At 61.3% G+C, this 17728-nt stretch carries 15 protein-coding genes; 4 read left to right on the top strand and 11 right to left on the bottom strand.

Annotation, left to right across the window (positions count from 1 at the left end; all coding sequences use genetic code 11):
- Positions 1–6: 6 nt before the first annotated feature.
- The 9 genes from cheD to AC13RE_RS12880 all read right to left on the bottom strand — a co-directional run bounded on the left by cheD (position 7) and on the right by AC13RE_RS12880 (position 8033).
- Positions 7–561, bottom strand: coding sequence for a chemoreceptor glutamine deamidase CheD (cheD, locus tag AC13RE_RS12920; protein ID WP_488563220.1), 555 nt, complete (start codon positions 559–561; stop codon positions 7–9).
- Entirely contained in the window at positions 558–947 is a 390-nt protein-coding gene (locus AC13RE_RS12915) for a response regulator (RefSeq protein WP_007695708.1), read from the bottom strand. The genes cheD and AC13RE_RS12915 overlap by 4 nt, the downstream gene beginning before the upstream one ends.
- Positions 947–1990, bottom strand: coding sequence for a protein-glutamate O-methylesterase CheB (gene cheB / locus AC13RE_RS12910; protein WP_488563219.1), 1044 nt, complete (start codon positions 1988–1990; stop codon positions 947–949). The genes AC13RE_RS12915 and cheB overlap by 1 nt, the downstream gene beginning before the upstream one ends.
- On the bottom strand, positions 1987–2895 hold the full coding sequence (locus tag AC13RE_RS12905) for a protein-glutamate O-methyltransferase (RefSeq protein ID WP_488563218.1): 909 nt from the start codon (positions 2893–2895) through the stop codon (positions 1987–1989). The genes cheB and AC13RE_RS12905 overlap by 4 nt, the downstream gene beginning before the upstream one ends.
- The gene (locus tag AC13RE_RS12900) at positions 2892–3359 is read right to left on the bottom strand and encodes a chemotaxis protein CheW (protein ID WP_488563217.1); all 468 of its coding nucleotides are present in this window, start codon (positions 3357–3359) and stop codon (positions 2892–2894) included. Before AC13RE_RS12900 ends, AC13RE_RS12905 begins: the two co-directional genes overlap by 4 nt.
- A gap of 4 nt (positions 3360–3363) precedes the next feature.
- Positions 3364–5649 carry a chemotaxis protein CheA gene (locus AC13RE_RS12895; protein ID WP_488563216.1) on the bottom strand — a complete coding sequence of 762 codons (2286 nt, stop codon included), beginning with the start codon at positions 5647–5649 and terminating at the stop codon, positions 3364–3366.
- A gap of 16 nt (positions 5650–5665) precedes the next feature.
- On the bottom strand, positions 5666–6031 hold the full coding sequence (cheY1, locus tag AC13RE_RS12890; RefSeq protein WP_004128526.1) for a chemotaxis response regulator CheY1: 366 nt from the start codon (positions 6029–6031) through the stop codon (positions 5666–5668).
- On the bottom strand, positions 6028–6324 hold the full coding sequence (locus AC13RE_RS12885) for an STAS domain-containing protein (protein WP_015338779.1): 297 nt from the start codon (positions 6322–6324) through the stop codon (positions 6028–6030). Before AC13RE_RS12885 ends, cheY1 begins: the two co-directional genes overlap by 4 nt.
- 62 nt (positions 6325–6386) lie before the next feature.
- The gene (locus tag AC13RE_RS12880; RefSeq protein ID WP_488563342.1) at positions 6387–8033 is read right to left on the bottom strand and encodes a globin-coupled sensor protein; all 1647 of its coding nucleotides are present in this window, start codon (positions 8031–8033) and stop codon (positions 6387–6389) included.
- Positions 8034–8741: 708 nt separating this feature from the next.
- Between AC13RE_RS12880 and AC13RE_RS12875 the strand changes: the two genes are divergently transcribed.
- The 3 genes from AC13RE_RS12875 (at position 8742) to secD (ending at position 13469) form a co-directional block, all read left to right on the top strand.
- Complete coding sequence (locus AC13RE_RS12875; protein WP_488563215.1) at positions 8742–10262, top strand: ArnT family glycosyltransferase; 1521 nt, start codon at positions 8742–8744, stop codon at positions 10260–10262.
- A 138-nt stretch (positions 10263–10400) separates the two neighbouring features.
- Complete coding sequence (locus AC13RE_RS12870; RefSeq protein WP_488563214.1) at positions 10401–10820, top strand: hypothetical protein; 420 nt, start codon at positions 10401–10403, stop codon at positions 10818–10820.
- A 93-nt stretch (positions 10821–10913) separates the two neighbouring features.
- A complete protein-coding gene (gene secD, locus AC13RE_RS12865) occupies positions 10914–13469 on the top strand; it encodes a protein translocase subunit SecD (RefSeq protein WP_488563213.1) in 2556 nt (851 codons plus the stop codon).
- A gap of 48 nt (positions 13470–13517) precedes the next feature.
- Here the strand turns inward: secD and AC13RE_RS12860 are convergent, their stop codons facing one another.
- Positions 13518–14393: an SMP-30/gluconolactonase/LRE family protein gene (locus tag AC13RE_RS12860; protein ID WP_488563212.1), complete on the bottom strand. Its 876-nt coding sequence runs from the start codon at positions 14391–14393 to the stop codon at positions 13518–13520.
- 275 nt (positions 14394–14668) lie between these two features.
- Between AC13RE_RS12860 and AC13RE_RS12855 the strand changes: the two genes are divergently transcribed.
- A complete protein-coding gene (locus tag AC13RE_RS12855; protein ID WP_488563211.1) occupies positions 14669–16738 on the top strand; it encodes an ATP-dependent helicase in 2070 nt (689 codons plus the stop codon).
- A 91-nt stretch (positions 16739–16829) separates the two neighbouring features.
- On the opposite strand, the gene mmsB is transcribed toward AC13RE_RS12855, so the two are convergent.
- Positions 16830–17711: a 3-hydroxyisobutyrate dehydrogenase gene (mmsB, locus tag AC13RE_RS12850; RefSeq protein WP_488563210.1), complete on the bottom strand. Its 882-nt coding sequence runs from the start codon at positions 17709–17711 to the stop codon at positions 16830–16832.
- Between the last annotated feature and the right edge of the window lie 17 nt (positions 17712–17728).

Raw genomic sequence — 17728 nt, 5'->3', positions numbered from 1 at the left:
CGCTGATCAGAAAAATTCGATCGTGTTGTCGACTGGTTTGGGAGCCGCGACCGGACGCTGCTCCAGCGCTACGGTCTTCTGTGTCTCGGCGCCGGTCAGCGGATATTGCCTGGCTCTTCCGGAAATCGGCCAATATTCGATCTTGCGCCCGTGCTCGCCGCCCGTGCTGGAACTGACGACCGGGATACCCTCGTCTTTCAGAAACTGCATGGCAAAGATCGCGTTCTGCTCGCCGACATTGGAGAAGGTCGCGATCGTCTTGGCGCCACCGAAGACTTTCGCCTCCAGCCGGTCGCGCCTTGCGCCCTTCTTCAGCAGACCGTTGATCAGAAGTTCCATCAGGTGCACGCCGTAACGCGTCGCATCGCCACCGCTCATCGGCGAGTTCGCCATTCCAGGGAGAAGGAAATGGTTCATGCCGCCGACGCCGGCGATGGGATCGCGCAGGCAGGCCGCCACGCAGGAGCCGAGGATGGTCGTCAGCACCACTTCTGGATCGCTGATAACCTTGTACTCGCCCTGAATGATATGCACGCGACGGGCCGCACCCTCGACGATCATTTCAATGCTCCGAACACAGCCTCGATGGCTGCCTTCATCTTTTCGATGGTGAAGGGCTTGGCGAGTACGTTGTTGGCCCCGAGCTGCGCCGCCTTCTGAACCAGCGCGCGGTCGCCCTGCGCCGTCAGAATGATGAAGGCGGCCTTCTTGGTCGCCGGGTTGGTGCGCACGGCCTGCAGAAGGCCAAGGCCATCCATCTTCGGCATGTTGAAATCGGAGATGACGAGATGATGCGGCTGCTGCTGCATGATCTTCATCCCCTGCTCGCCATCGCCGGCAGCCGTGATCTGCTTGAAGCCGAGCTGCGTCAGCGCATCGCTGAGCAGGAGGCGGCTGGTGACCTGATCGTCTACGATCAGAACTTTGATTTTCTCCGCTAGAGACATTATTCGCTCCCTTCCTTTCGGGCGGCTGTGGCTTTCAAAATTTCCTCGCCAATGGCGTTCAGCGGAAACTGCTGTTCGACTGCACCAAGCTCGTGGGCGACCCTCGGCATGCCGTAGACCACGCAGGTCTTCTCGTTCTGGCCGATGGTGCGCGCACCCGCGTGGCGCATCTTGAGGAGACCGGCGGCGCCGTCGCGCCCCATACCGGTCAGGATTACGCCGACGGCATTGCGGCCGGCCAGTTCGGCAACCGAGTCAAAGAGCACGTCGACGGAAGGACGATGGCCGTTCACCGGCCCGCCGTCTACCAGACGACAATGAGGCGCGGACGCATTGGCGACCCTAAGGTGCCTTTCACCGCCAGGCGCCAGATAGATCTTGCCGATTTCCAGCCGCGCACCGTCGGTCGCTTCCTGGACGACCGGCGCACAGAGGCGATTCAGCCGCTCGGCGAAGCTGCGCGTAAAGGTCGGCGGCATATGCTGCGTGATAACGGTCGGCGGACAATTGGCCGGGAATTTCTGCAGTACATTGATCAGGGCCTCGACGCCGCCCGTGGAAGAACCGATGGCGACGATCTTACGCCCCACGCGGAAGTCCGCGACGGCCGGCGGCGGCACGCGCTGAGCGGTGGGCTTCACATACTGACGCTGCGAGCGGGCAGCCGCCTTCACCTTATCCGCCAGATCGCCGAAAGGATGCGGCTCGCCCGGCGAGGGCTTTCCGACGCAGTCGAATGCGCCGATTTCGAGGGCGGCAAGCGTCGCGTCGGCACCGCGATGGGTCATGGTGGAGACCATGATGACTGGCATGGGCCTCAGCGTCATGATCTTTTCCAGGAATTCGAGGCCGTTCATGTTCGGCATCTCGATATCGAGGGTGACGACATCCGGATTGAGCGCCTTGATGGCGGCGCGCGCTTCCAAGGCGTCGCCAGCCTGGCCGATGACGTCGACCTCTGGATCGGCACGCAAGACGGCGGTGATGAGACCCCGCATGGTCGGGGAGTCATCGACGACAAGAACACGAGCGAGAGAACTCATGGCTTCCTCCCTGCGGTCTTGCCGAGATAGCGATAGGTGGTGATGCCGATATTGTCGAAGACGTGCTTGGCCTCGCCGGCCACGCGCTCGGAGTGGCCGATATAGAGATGGCCGGCATCCTGGAGTTGGCCGGCAAAGCGCGTCCAGATTTTCGTCTGCGTCGGCTCGTCGAAATAGATAACGACGTTGCGGCAGAAGATGACGTCGAACAGGCCCTTGAAGGGCCACTGCCCGAGGAGGTTCAGCTCGTTGAAGGTGATGAGCCGCTTGACGCGATCGTCGATCTGGAATTTGCGGCGACCCTGGACATTGACTTCCTGGAACCAGTGCTTGCGCATGGCAGGAGAAACCGTTTCGAGCGAAGATTCATCATAGGCGCCGGCGCGGGCAAGCCCGAGGATCTTGGGATCGATATCCGTCGCCAGGATCCTGAAATCGAAATCGGCGACATTCGGCATCAAGGCAAGCACCGTCAGCGCGATCGAGTAAGGCTCCTGCCCGTCGGAACAGGCGGCTGACCAGATGCGCACCCGGCCGCCGGCCTTGGCGCGCGCCAACAGGCCAGGCAGAACCTCGTCGCGCAGATGATCGAAATGATGGTTTTCGCGGAAAAAGCGGGTGAAGTTCGTCGTCAGATGCGACAGCATCTCGCGACGCGCCGCACTTCCCGCCGGCGACGACACGAGCTGGCAGTAGTCGCGGAAGCCGGCGAGGCCCAGCGCGCGGATATGCTTCGACAGCCTGGAATAGACGAGCGACGCCTTGCTCTCGTTGAGAGAAATGCCGGCATCCGCATAGATCATTGCGGCGATTTCCGAGAGGTCGCGGCGCGTCAGCGGGTATTCGCCGCTCGCCAGCACCTCGTCCGGAGACGCCTTGAAATCCATTGCTCCCATCATGCTCATGCAGCCTCGCTTTCGCTTTCAGGGAACAGGGCTTCCAGCTCGATCAGGCAGATCATGCGGCGATCGATCGCCACGATGCCGCGGGCAAACTGCCGTTCGTGATCGGAGGAAACCTCCGGCGTCGGCTGTATGCTGTCGTCCGTAATGGTCAGGATATCCGAAACCGCATCGACCAGAAGACCGACCGCCTTGCGCTTGGCCTGGGCCACGATGATCACATGCCGAACTGTCGGTTCCGCCCGCTTCATCCCGAGCCGGGCGGAGAGATCGATGATCGGCAGCACCGCGCCGCGCAGGTTGACGATCCCGAGCACATAGCCGGGCGCATGCGGCATGGCCGTTGCGGGCGTCCAGCCGCGGATTTCCCGAACCGACATGATGTTAACGCAGAATTCCTGGTCGCCGATGCGAAAGGCGATCAGCTCGCGATTGCCCTGGTTCAGGCTCTTGACGGCATAAGACATCAAGTCACCCCGCCGCCGCGTAAGACATTTCGGGCTTCAGCGCCTGGCCGCGCGAAGCGCCGACCACGGCATCGACATCCAGGATAAGCGCCACGCGGCCATCGCCGAGAATGGTCGCTGCAGCAATGCCCGGGACATGCGTGTAGTTGGCCTCGAGGCTCTTGATGACGACCTGGCGCTGGCCCTGGATGGCATCGACCATGAGAGCGCGCTGACCACCACCTTCCGATTCCACCAGCAGTGCGACGCCGTCGACCGGATTGGCCTGAGTGGCGCGGAAGTTCAGGATGCGCCCGACGTCAACCAGCGGGCAGAAGCTGTTGCGGATCGAGATCAGTCGATGGTTGGCGCCGAAGGAGTGGATCGCGGAAGCCTCGGGCTGCAGCGTCTCGACGATCGCCGTCAGCGGCACGACGAGCGTCTGGCCGGCAACCGTGACCACCATGCCGTCGAGAACGGCCAGCGTCAGCGGCAGGCTCATGGTGAAGACCGAGCCCTGCCCCGGCCTGGAGGTGATGTTGATGCGGCCGCCGAGCGCCTGGATCGAGCGCTTGACCACGTCCATGCCGACGCCGCGGCCGGAAATGTCCGAAATCTTGTCGGCGGTCGAGAAGCCCGGCAGGAAGATCAGGTTGTCGATTTCCTCATCCGACAGATTGGCGTCTGCCGCGATCAGGTCGTTGTCGATGGCCTTCTGGCGCACTCTCTCGCGATTGATGCCGGCGCCGTCGTCGGCAAGCTCGATCAGGATGCGGCCGGAACGATGCTTTGCCGTCAGCCGGACGGTGCCTTCCGGGTTCTTGCCCAGCGTCGAGCGCTTTTCCGGCGTTTCGATGCCATGATCGACGGCATTGCGGATCATGTGCGTCAGCGGTTCTGCAAGCTTGTCGATGACCGTCTTGTCGACCTCGGTGTTTTCGCCCTCGGTGATCAGGCGGATCGACTTGCCGGTCATATCGGCGATTTCGCGGACGATGCGCGACATCCGCTGGAAGACGGGCTTCACCGGCTGTGCGCGGATCGCCATGACGCTGTCCTGGATCTCGCGGGTGAGCTGCTGCAGCTCCTCGAGACCCATATTGATCGAGGACACGCCATTATTGTCATTCTCGATGACACTCTGGGAGAGCATTGCCTGGTTGATGACAAGCTCGCCGACGAGGTTGATCAGGCGATCGACGCGGTCGAGATCGACACGGATGGTCTGGCCGGCGGCTGCGGCGGCATTGTTCTGCGCTGCGGCGGCATTGGAAGCGGCAGCTGCGGCAAGGGCGGCCTCTTTCTTCTCGACGCGTGCAGCGGCCGAGGCGAGCAGCGTAACATTGCTTGCGGTTTCCGCGGCCGCAACGGCGGCAGCGACATCGTTTCTGGGCGCCGGTATTTCTTTTCCGGCCTCTGCAGCCGGAGCGACGCCGTCATTGTCAAGGATCGAAAGATCGAAGGGCACCGGTACCATCGGCAACTCTTCGCTGGTCGAAGACCCGTCGTCTGCGGCCGGCTGGACATCGAGATCGCAATCCCATTCGGCAAATTCAAAGACGGTACGAATGGCATCTTCGCCCTTGTCCGTCTTGATCGAGATTGCCCACTTGAAATAGGCGCCTTCGGGATCGATGTCGGGAAGGCCCGGCAATGCATCCATATCGCAGAAGATGTTCATCTCGCCGAGCCGCGAGAGGTCGCGCAGCAACAGCGTCGCATCGTTGCCCTTGGCGTAGAGATCGGACCGCGGCTTGAAGCTGACTTCATATTCCGGCCTGGCATCGACGGCCAGCTCGTCGCTGCCGAAATCATCGTCGAAGCTGAAGGGGATCGGCTGGAAACCACTTTCGTCGGTCGGCGAAGGCGCGGCCGCGACGGACTTCGGAGCAACTTCGGCAACCACCGCTGCCGACGGCGCGGGAACATCGCCATTTGCCAGCGCTTCCAGTTCCTTGACAAGGCCACGGCTGCGCGCCGGATCGACGCTGCCGCCATCGCGAGCAGCATTGGTGAGATCCGCCAGAACGTCGGCGGCCTTGAGCATGACCTTCAGGACATCCTGGGTCGGCTCCAGCTTGTTGGATCGAACGCAATCGAGCGTCGTCTCGAAGACATGAGCGAAGGCGACCAGATCGTCCAGACCGAAGGCACCCGCCCCACCCTTGATGGAATGAACGGCGCGGAATACGGCGTTGACGGTTTCCGGGTCACGGTCGCCATCATTCATTTTCAGGAGACCGGATTCCAGTTCGGCGAGCTGCTCTTCGCACTCCTGGAAGAAAATCTCTTTGATTTCGTTCATGTCCATGAGGGATGGATCCTGTCTAGGCGGTTACGCGCTCGATGGCATCGATCAGCTTGGCGGGATCGAACGGCTTGACGATCCAGCCGGTCGCACCGGCCTGGCGGGCACGGTTCTTCTTTTCCGCGTCGCTTTCCGTCGTCAGCACGAGGATCGGAACCGCGCGGTATCTGTCGTTGCGGCGAACGCCCTCGATAAAGCCGAAGCCGTCGAGACGCGGCATATTGATATCGGTGACGATAACGTCAGGATTGGCTTCTTCCAGAATTTCCAGGCCCTCGACACCGTCTTCGGCCTGAATGGTCTCAAAGCCTGCATTGTTGAGGGTCACGAGAAGCATGTTTCGGATGGTTCGAGAATCATCCACCGTCAGCACTTTTTTCTTCATTGCCGGATCTCCTTGGCAAGCAGATGGGAGATATCCACCCCGATCACCTGCATCGTTTTTTGAAATGCATCCGACACCTTGGAGAAGGTGAAGGAGAGTTTGTCCTCATCCCAGGTCTTGGCGGCAGCCATGATGACCTGCACGCACAAAGTCCCGATCCTTTCGACACCGGACGCATCGATCGCGACATTGCTGCCGCGCAACCCCATCAGTGTACCGCGAAGGCTCGAGGCCTCGTTGAGGTCCAGCACTGCGGCCAGACTGATTGTCTTTTCGCCTTTCCTGCTCGGCATCGCGTTATTCCTCGTTGTCTGAAATCAGGCCCGTCGGCCCGCATGTGCATGAAACTGAAAGATCAATAGGCATTGCGATCGCCTCCCGCTGCGGCCCTGCGAAGCGGGAAGCCGAAATCGGCCATATCCTCTTCGTTCTGCGTGATGCCGAACTCCTCGCGAGCTGGGAGCTGCGGTTGCTGCGCGGCCCTGACCGGGACGGCAGGGGCCGCATGCCGCCGCTCGCGCTCGATGCGGAATTCGCGGATGGTCCGGCCGAGTTCGACGACGACGGAATGAAGGTGATCGGCACCTTCCTCGGAGCGGCTGGCCTCGCTGCCGGCAGCGGCCGCACGCTCGCTGTGGCCACCGATATCTGATGTCAGTGCCTTGAGGCCGGCGACTTGTTCGTCGCTGGCCGCGACAATTCCGGAAATGGCTTCATTGATATCCGTCACCTGGCGGACAATGCTGCCGATCGCTTCCTGGGTGCGGCCGACCATCTGCACGCCGGCATCCACCTGCGCTTTAGTGCCCGTCACCAGAACCTTGATCTCGCGTGCGGCATCGGCGGAACGCTGGGCAAGCGCGCGGACTTCCTGCGCAACGACGGCAAAGCCGCGGCCGCTATCACCGGCGCGGGCGGCCTCGATGCCGGCATTCAGCGCAAGAAGATTGGTCTGGAAAGCGATCTCATCGATGACGCCGATGATCTGGCCGATCTTTTCAGCTGACGTTTCGATATCGGCCATGGCCGATATCGCCTGCCCGACGATCTTGCCGCTGTCTTCGGCCGCCACGCGGGTCGATGCGGTGACGCGCTCGGCCGAGCGGGTATTGGCTGCATTGCCGCGCACCTGTTCGGCCAGTTCCGCTAACTGCTTTGCAGAGGCCGCAAGTCCTCGCGACTGCTCGGACGATTTTTCAGCCAGGGATTTTGTGGCGCGGGAAATGGCGTCGCTCGTCGCTTCGGCCGCCTGCACACCACCGGACAGCGCCGAAAACTGCTGCTGAATATCAGTAAGCGCCGAGTTCAAGGCTTCCGCCACTTCGGTATAGGCCTCAGGACAATCCATCGGCATACGGGTCGTGAGATCGCGAGCGGCAAGGCCGTTGGCGAGATCGGCAATCAAGGCCGCTGCCTCGGCGCGGTCGGCAGCCCGCTGTTCGGCCAGCGCCCGCTGATGACCGACCCGTAATTCGTTGAACCGCAACGATACGGCAATCTCGGCATCGACCATCACCAGGCGCACGACCGATGTCACGAGTTCGCTGAGCTCGCGGGCACGTCGCTTGGCTCCCGGCAGAATGGCACGGCCGCCCATATCTTCGAGCAGGCCGGAAAGAAGATGCTCCAGCATCACGCCATGGCCCGCAACATGCCAGCGCGGATCGAGTCCCATCTTGCTTTCGCTGTCGGACAGAACCTTGACGCGCTCGGCATAGAGGCTGTCGAAGCGCGCATCCGTCAGCACATCCCAGTGCGAGGAGTGCAGATCCTGGAGCCGTAGGAGCTGGCTTTCGCTCGAAAAATTGCGCGCAGCGTCGGGATAGGTCTGGAAACGGAGGAAAAGATCGCGCAGGCCGGCTTTCAGATGCGCCTCGAGCATTGGCCGGTGACGGCGCAGCGTTTCGCATTGTCCGGCATCGAGACCAGCAAAACGCAAGCGGTCGCGAAGGCTGCCAGCCTGTGCCCTGCCTGCCTGATCTGAAGGCGTATCCTGCGCCAAAGTCGCCCCTGCCGAACTGCCGCGCATTGAAGCGCAGGCGAAACCGCTGATGATCCGCGCCAGGCGCAATGAGGAGGCGAGAAAAGGCAGCCGTAGCCGTCGATCGACTGATCGAGGCACCGAAGCTCGCTCGTTCATCAAAGTCTGTTGCGGACCTGTTTGATGACATGGATACCGGATCGGACCCGGTACGACGGGGCGGCTTCATGCCTGGTGAGAACGAGTCACAATTTTCCCATTCCGACGTTCAAGTTCAATATTTATGGTTAATTCCTTGCCCGAAGGTTAATGACGGACGAGACGCAGCTCGTAGTTATCCCTACTAAATTAGCGACTACTTTGTTGCCGGAAAAGAACATCGATCGTAAGTCACGAGCAAGCTTCATCCCTTACTACCCAAGGGATAGACAGTTTCGATGTCGTTACGGAGAGAGCAATGATTGTTCTTGGTTTGACAGCCTCGCTGATGGCCAGCCTGACGCTTACGGCCTTCATGCTTCTATATCGTCTCGAAGAGGTGCGCGGCAAAGCCACTAGCCGCATTCTCTAGACAAAGCTGTAACGGACGTCTCAGATCCAAGATCGGACATATGGCATCTCGTGGCCAAGACGGCGAGCGCTGCTGTTCTTACGGACGGCAGGGAGCTAGCTTTGGCCTCAATAGTTCCGTATTAAGCCTCACGATCAGGCACCGAGACCCATCTTTTAATGCTCGACACGACCCATTCCCGAACAAACGCCCAGAAACTTTCGCTGGGGCTCGCCCTCGCGATCATCTTCGGAGTGACGCTCTGGCGCGTGCTCATGTTGCTCCTCAACAAGACGGACCTCTTCGTCGATGAGGCGCAATATTGGTTCTGGGGCCAGAATCTCGATTTCGGTTATTATTCCAAGCCGCCGATGATTGCCTGGGTCATCCGCTTCTTCAATGCGATCTCCGGCTCGGATTCGACCTTCTGGATCCGCATATCGGCACCGCTCTTCCATCTTGCCACAGCCCTGATGCTGATGTGCACCACGCGGCGGCTGATCGACGACGAGACCGGACGCGAGATTGCGCCATGGGTCGGCGTCATCTTCATCACCCTGCCGGCTGCCTCGCTTTCGGCCGTGCTGGTGTCGACCGATACGATCCAGATCCTGTTCGTGACGATCGCCATCTGGGCCTTTATCGGTCTGACCAGGCGCTCCTCGATACTGGAAGCCATCATCCTCGGCGCTAGCCTCGGTTGCGCTTTCCTGACGAAATATTCGGTGCTCTTCCTTCTGCCGGGCGTCGGCATTGCCATGCTGACGATGCGTTCGGCGCGGATCGCCTGGCGGGATATGGTGATTGCCGCCATCGTCGGCGCCATCGTCGTTTCCCCCAATCTCTGGTGGAACCTTACGCATGATGCGGCGACCATAAAGCACACCGAAAACATCGCCCAATGGAGCAAGAGCGGCGGCGCCAACACTCTGCTGAAGCACATGCTCAACGGGCTCAGCTTCTTCGGCGCGCAGTTCGGCGTAGTCGGCCCGGTCGTCTTCTTTGCGCTCTTGTGGGCAACGTGGCGCCTGATCCGTGGACAGAGCGACGACCGAGAGAAACTGCTGTTCTGGCTCTCTGTGCCTGTCGCAGCGCTGATTACGCTGCAGGCCCTTCTCGCCAAGGCCTATGCCAACTGGGCCGTTTCAGCCTATGCCGCAGGCACCATTCTTGCCGTCTGGCTGCTCTATCGGCTGACGAAAAAGGGGCTGAGCACCTCGCTGATCATAGGCGCCGTCGTCGCCGTCGTGATCCCGGTACTGACGGTCTTCGCCTATGACATCAAGCTGCCGAACGGCAATCTCGTCATGAAGCGCTATGTCGGCCGCAGCGTCATCAGTCAAGAAATCGCCGATATCGCCACGCAGGCGAAGATGACTGAAATTGCCGCGCAGGATCGCGATATCCTTGCCGATCTCTATTATACGCTCAAGGGCAAGCCGTTCCGTATCTATGCCCGCCCTTTCGGCGGCTTCCCCCACAATTATTATGAGCAGGATTTTTCCCTGCCGGCCAGTGTGACCGGTCCGGTATTGTTCGTCGACAACGATCCGATCGAGTGCCCGGAAGGCCAGGCCGAGCTCCTGAAGAGCTGGTCGCCGCCCTATGGCGAAATGAAGGGCAAGACGCTCTACGCCTATCGCGTGCCGGCATCCTGCCTGGCGCCCAAACCGTCAGCCACGGCTGAAACGGAAAATTAAGAAATCGAGCCGGAACTGTTGACCGGCTCGTGCAACTGCATCATGACAGGCCGCTACTAGGAAGACGCTAGGCGTCCTGTTATCATGACCGAACCGCCGGAGTTCGCTCCGGCAAAGGAATGAAGGCATTTTGGACCGTTGAGCCCGCTCGAATTCGGCGCCGCCGACAGCGAAGATAGAGACGACAGGACGCATCGCGCCGGAGCGCGCGTGATCGCCTCGCTGTTCGTCGCGTTTTTCGCCTATATCGGACTGGCGCTCGGCGGCGGCATCAATCTTGCCACGCGCGCCGATGCCGAAGCCCTCTCGTCGGGCAAGGACAGTCAGCCCCTCTACCTTTCCCTGCGCGATCCGGTGCGCGGCATTGTCGTTGCCGACCGGCTGGTGACACCGAAGGCCGCATGGCATGACATCGGGCCTGCAACGCTTGCTGCCCTCCCTACCCTCGGATATCCGGCAACCTTGTGGCAGGCGAACCGCCCGAACGATGCCGCAAGGCTCGAATCCCTGGCGTTTCGCGCCTATCTCGCTCGCGCACCTCCAGCCGCGCTCGCCTGAGCGTTTGGCGCGTATGCGCCGCATTTCCGACAAGACCTCAAGTCCGCCTGCGGCGAAGCCGTCGGCATAGGCCTATTTTCAAGGATAATACCCATGCGTACCTCACCATGGCTCGTGGCACTTTATACAGTGGTCATCGTCATTGGCTTTCTGATCGCCCTGCCGAACGCGCTGCCGCCGTCGGTTCTCAACAAGATTCCGTCCTGGCTGCCGCATAGCCAGGTTTCGCTCGGTCTCGACCTTCGTGGCGGTTCCTATCTCGTTCTCGAAGTCGATGAGAAGGACCTGACGAACGGCCGACTGCAGTCGCTGCAGCAGGACGCACGTCGCGTGCTGCGCGACAAGAACATCCAGACCCGCTCGATCGTCCGCAACGGCGATCAGATCGTCGTGACGCTCACTGATCCCTCGCAGAGCAGCGATGCAGTGACGCAACTGCGCACGCTTGCCAACACGATCACATCCGGCCTCTCAGCCGGTCAATCCGATCTCAACATCACGCCGAATGGCGCGACGATCGCGATGTCCTTCTCGCAAGCCGGCATTTCCGCCAATGTGGATTCAGCCGTTCAGCAGAGCCTTGAAGTCATCCGCAAGCGCGTCGACCAGGTGGGCGTCGCCGAGCCGACCATTCAGCGCGTCGGCCCGAACCGCGTTCTCGTCCAGCTTCCGGGTGCACAGGATCCGTCGCATCTGCGCGAGCTTCTCGGCTCGACCGCGAAGATGTCCTTCCACCTGCTCGCCGGCAATGTCGATCCGAACAATCCCGGCCCCGGCGTCACCATCATGAAGGACGAGCAGGGCAACAGCTATCCGGTTCTCGACCGCATCGAACTGTCGGGTGACCGCCTGACGGACGCCCGCGTCAGCTTCGATCCGAACACGCATGAGCCGCTCGTCACCTTCCGCTTCGACAGCGCCGGCGCCAACCGCTTTGCCGAAATCACCCGCGAAAATGTCGGCAGGCCCTTTGCAATCGTTCTCGACAACAAGGTGCTGAGCGCACCGAATATCCGCGAGCCGATCACCGGCGGTTCGGGCCAGATCTCCGGCAATTTCACCGCCGACAGCGCCACCACGCTTGCAGCCCTGCTGCGCGCCGGCGCTCTGCCCGCCAAGCTCACCGTCATCGAAGAACGCACCGTCGGCGCCGATCTCGGTAGCGACGCGATCCAGAAGGGCATCTATAGCGGCCTCGTCGGCTTCGTCTTGGTTGCCGCCTTCATCTTCGTGCTCTATGGCGCCTGGGGCATTCTCGCCAATGTCGCGCTGCTCATCCACACGGTCCTGACTTTCTCGGCTCTGACGCTTGTCGGCGCCACGCTGACGCTGCCGGGCATCGCCGGTATCGTCCTTGGCATCGGCCTTGCGGTTGATGCCAACGTTCTCATCAACGAGCGCATCCGCGAAGAAACCCGCAAGGGCCGCGGCGCCTTCGCCGCCATCGATAATGGCTTCAAGAAGGCATATTCGACGATCATCGACGGCAACATGACGGCGCTCATCGCCGCCGCCATCCTGTTCTACTTCGGCTCCGGCCCGGTTCGCGGCTTTGCCGTGACCATGGGTCTCGGCCTCATCATCTCGATGTTCACCTCCGTCGCCTTCGTGCGCGTCGTGATGATCGCCATCACCCGTCGCCGCAAGCTGAAGGTGATCAACATCAGGCCGCTGATCCCCTTCAGCCCTTATGACAAGCACATCCAGTTCATGAAGGCCCGCTTCTTCGGCGTCACCGTCTCGGCGATCCTGTCGATCGCCTCGGTGGTTCTGTTCATCCATCCGGGCCTCAACTACGGCGTCGATTTCCGCGGCGGCATCCAGATGTCGGTCAAGACCAAGGACGCAGCCGATCTGTCTACGTTCCGCGAGGGCTTGAACACGCTCGGCCTCGGCGAAATCGCACTGCAGTCCTTCGGCGACAACAATAGCCTTCTTGTCCGCGCCCAGCGCCAGGACGGCGGCGAAGAGGCGCAGACGGCGGCAGTGACCAAGCTCAAGGCGGAAATCGTCAAGATCGACCCCGGCGCGACCATCGAAGGCACCGATGTCATCGGCCCTAAGGTCTCGGGCGAGCTTGCCTGGGCCGGTATCCTGTCAGTCGTAATCGCCAGCCTGGCGATGCTCGTCTATATCTGGGTGCGGTTCGAATGGCCGTTCGCGGTCGGCGCCATCGTCACGCTGGTGCTCGATGTGACCAAGGCGATCGGCTTCTTCGCGATCACCGGCCTCGATTTCAACCTGACGGCCATCGCCGCGATCCTGACGCTTGTGGGATATTCGGTGAACGACAAGGTCGTGGTCTATGACCGCATGCGTGAAAACATGCGGCTCTACAAGTCGATGCCGCTGCGCGACATCATTGACAAGTCGATCAACGAGACCCTGGCGCGAAGCCTCTATACCAACGCCACCGCCTTCCTGGCGTTGGTGCCGATGGCGATCTGGGGCGGCAGCGCCGTCTCCAGCTTCGCGATCCCGATGGTGTTCGGCATCCTCGTCGCCGGCGCCTCATCGGTCTTCATCGCGGCGCCGATCCTGCTGTTCCTCGGCGACTGGCGTCGCCGTCATGCCAAGCCGGTCGCCAATGACACGGCATCGGCAGACGGCAAGCCCGGTAAGGACAACAAGCAGATTCCTGCTGCTTAATATATGAAAAGAGGACATGCCCGGCTTCCGGGCATGTCTACCAGCCGCTTACGAAATCGGCGGCATATGCAAAGGCAAGCCCGGACGCGGGGCCGTAATCTTTTCCACAACACCGTTTTCCTGCTCGCTGACGAGCAAATGCTTGCCGTCCACGGTGAAGGCGATATTGGCTGGCCTTGTGCCGTCGGTGCGGATATGGCCGGCCATTTTTCCCTCGGCGTCCACCATAGAAATTTCACCCAGGCCGTACATGGCACAATACAGCATGCCATTGCGATCAAAAGCGAGGCCTGCCGGTCCGCGCAGCGCATTGACGGCAGGCGATGTCATCGACTGGACAAACATTTCCTGCCTGCCGCCCACGACCTGCCGATAGATTTTTCCGGTCAGCGTTTCGCTATAATAGAGCAATCCGTCGGCATCGAAGGCAATGCCGCTCGCAAAGAGCAAGCCGGCTGCCAGGACCCGGATGACCCGGCCCTCGGCCGGATCGATCTGATAGACACAGCCATTATAAGCCGCCTTGAAGAAATCGGGATGGATGTGGCCGCCTTCGAGAAGATTGGCAAGAGGGATGCCGGAATCAGTCATGTAAAGCAGGCCGTCAGGTCCGAAAGCGAGTGCATTCGGATGGAGAAACGGACCATCGGCGCTGCCTTCAATGACCTGCAGGACGCGGCCTTGCGCCGATAATCTGACAAGGGAATTCTCCGGGCCATTGGCGACCCAGAAACATCCGTCACCATCCGCCGCAATCCCCATCGGCCAGCCGCCGACCCGGCAAAGTTCCTGCGGTACGCCGCTTGCGTCGAAAAGTTTCAGACAGCGGCGGCTGGCATCCATTTCTACGACCGCGAGGCGGCCGTCCGACAAGGCCACGAGGCCGCTAGGCAGACGCAGCCCGGTGGCAATCGTTTCGTTCATGTTTTGAAACCTTCATTCTACGCATTACGAAGCCCCAAAAACTCAAAATGCTGCGCCGAAATGATACATAAGCATGACGAAGATCCTTTTCGAGCCGGGCGAATGCAAATCCCGATAAGATTCTTGCGCCAGAGGTCACATCCGCGTGCAGGCCCTGCTCATCTTGACAGGCTTTAGCGATTCGGAACATCCATAGAACGTTCCTATATTTTCGCGTTTGCGATTCGCCGCATATCGCGCTCCGTGCCGGCCGCCGGAGATAGTCAGGAGAGTTGATGACCGCCGCCTATCTGGAAAAGCTGAACCCGGAGCAACGGCTGGCGGTGGAACACGGCACGACTGCGGGCGACGGTCATATTGCCGGGCCGCTGCTCGTCATAGCGGGAGCCGGCTCCGGCAAGACAAACACGCTTGCCCATCGCGTCGCGCATCTGATCGTCAAAGGCGCAGACCCCCGTCGTATTCTGCTGATGACCTTTTCGCGCCGCGCCGCAGCCGAAATGGGCCGCCGTGTCGAGCGCATCTGCCGCGAGGTGCTGGGTGCGAATTCCGGCATCACCGCCGATGCACTTGCCTGGACCGGCACGTTCCATGGTATCGGTGCGCGCCTGCTCCGGGATTATGCAGAACAGATCGGCATCGATCCCGTCTTCACGATCCACGACCGGGAAGACAGCGCCGACCTCATGAATCTGGCGCGCCACGACCTCGGCTTCTCGAAGACAGAGAATCGCTTCCCGACAAAGGCGACATGCCTTGCCATCTACTCCCGTTCCGTCAATGCGGAAGCGCCCCTCGACGGCGTGCTGCGCGACTTCTTCCCCTGGTGCGCCATGTGGGAAAAGCAGCTGCGCGATCTTTTCGCTGCCTATGTCGAGGCAAAGCAGGTGCAGAACGTGCTCGATTACGACGACCTGCTGCTCTACTGGGCACATATGCTGCAGGAGCCGCTGATCGCCGAGGATATCGGCAGCCGCTTTGACCACGTGCTTGTCGACGAATATCAGGATACGAACCGGCTGCAGTCCTCGATCCTGCTGGCTTTGAAGCCGGATGGGCGCGGATTGACCGTCGTCGGCGACGATGCGCAGTCGATCTATTCCTTCCGCGCCGCAACCGTGCGCAACATTCTCGATTTCCCGAAGGCCTTCACGCCCTCGGCCGATATCGTTACCCTCGACCGCAACTATCGCTCGACACAGCCGATCCTGGCCGCCGCCAATGCCGTGATCGATCTTGCCTCCGAGCGCTTTACCAAGAACCTGCGGACCGAGCGGCAAAGCGTAGAGCGGCCGCGGCTGGTGACCGTGCGTGATGAGGCCGATCAGGCGCGCTACATCGCCGATCAAATACTGGAAAATCGCGAGGGTGGCGCAAGGCTCAAGCAGCAGGCCGTGCTCTTCCGCACCTCGAGCCACAGCGGCCCACTCGAAGTGGAACTCACCCGGCGCAACATTCCCTTCGTCAAGTTCGGTGGATTGAAATTCCTCGACAGTGCTCATGTCAAGGACATGCTTGCGGCGCTGCGCTTCGCCCAGAACCCGCGCGACCGTGTGGCGGGGTTCCGCCTGATGCAGCTCCTGCCCGGCGTTGGCCCTTCGACAGCACAGCGCGTACTCGACCAGATCGGCGAAGAGGCAAGCCCGATCACGGCGCTCACCGAACTCCCGCCGCCACCGCGCACGGGAGACGATTGGACCGCCTTTGTCGAGACGATGCGGGAGGTCAAAAGCGGGAAGGCCGGCTGGCCGGCGGAAATCGGCCTCGTTCGCCAATGGTACGAGCCACATCTGGAACGCGTACATGAGGATGCATCGACCCGCCAGGCGGATCTCGTCCAGCTCGAACAGATTGCCGCTGGCTACGGCTCGCGTGAGCGCTTCCTCACCGAGCTGACGCTCGATCCGCCCGACGCCACCAGCGACCAGGCGGGTGTGCCGCTACTCGACGAGGACTATCTGATCCTCTCGACCATTCATTCCGCCAAGGGGCAGGAATGGACGAAGGTCTTCATCCTGAATGCCGTCGATGGCTGCATCCCCGCCGACCTCGCCGTCGGATCATCCGCCGAAATCGAGGAAGAGCGTCGGCTGCTCTATGTCGCGATGACGCGGGCCAAGGACAATCTCGATCTCGTCATTCCGCAGCGCTTCTTCGTGCACGGCCAGCATGCGCAGGGCGACAAGCATGTCTTCGCCTCGCGCACCCGCTTCATTCCAGCAACCTTGCTGCAGTTTTTCGAGGTCTGCGGCTGGCCGCAGGCGCGTGCCGAAAGCGCTGCCGCCATTCGGGCGCGAGAGGTGCGCGTCGATGTGGGTGCGCGGATGCGGGGCATGTGGCGGTGAGTTGCAGCAATTGAGGTCGGCAGGTCAGGCATGTTCTTTGATGCCGCCTCTTACCGCCTAGCCCCTCACCCGGCCAACTATCCAGCCATCCTCACTTCGCCTCGCGAAACATCTCGATGATCGCCGAAAAATCGCGTCCGCCATTGCCGAGCTTTTCGAAGAGTGCGTAGAGCTGCGCCGCCTCCGCGCCCAGAGGCGTCGACGCACCGCTGGAGAGCGCCGCTTCCTGCGACAGCCGCAAGTCCTTGAGCATCAGCGCCGCCGCAAAGCCGGGCTTGTAATCATTGTTGGCGGGCGAGGTCGGCACCGGACCGGGCACGGGGCAGTAGGTATTGATCGACCAGCATTGGCCGGAGGAGGTCGAAGCGACATCGAAGAGGGCCTGGTGCGAAAGGCCAAGCTTCTCGCCGAGCACGAAAGCCTCGCAGACGCCGATCATGGAGATGCCGAGGATCATGTTGTTGCAGATCTTCGCGGCCTGGCCGGCGCCGGCATCGCCGCAATGGACGATCTTCTTGCCCATCACCTCGAGCAGCGGTTTGGCGGCGGCAAAGCTTTCCGTCGAGCCGCCAGCCATGAAGGTCAACGTTCCGGCCGCGGCACCTCCGGTGCCGCCGGACACCGGCGCATCGAGAGAAAGACAACCGACGTCAGCCGCCATCGCGTGAGCCTTGCGGGCACTGTCGACATCGATGGTGGAGCTGTCGATCAGCAAGGTTCCCTTGGGCACGGAGCGCAGCACGTCAGCCCAGACGGTCAGGACATGCTGGCCTTTCGGCAGCATGGTCACGACCACTTCGGCATCGGCCAAGGCCTCTGTCAGCACGCTGGCAGCCTTTACGCCAGACGCTTCGGCTGCCTTCAGCACATCATGCGAGAGGTCGAACCCAGTGACGGCATGGCCCGCCTTGACCAGATTGGCGGCCATCGGGCCTCCCATATTGCCGAGGCCGATGAATGCGATCCGCGTCATGATGTTTTCCTCCCATG

It is taken from the genome of Martinezella sp. CNPSo 3959, from assembly GCF_057784355.1.
The sequence above is the reverse complement of the archived record's forward strand: the minus strand, read 5'-3'. Positions and strand labels throughout refer to the sequence as shown.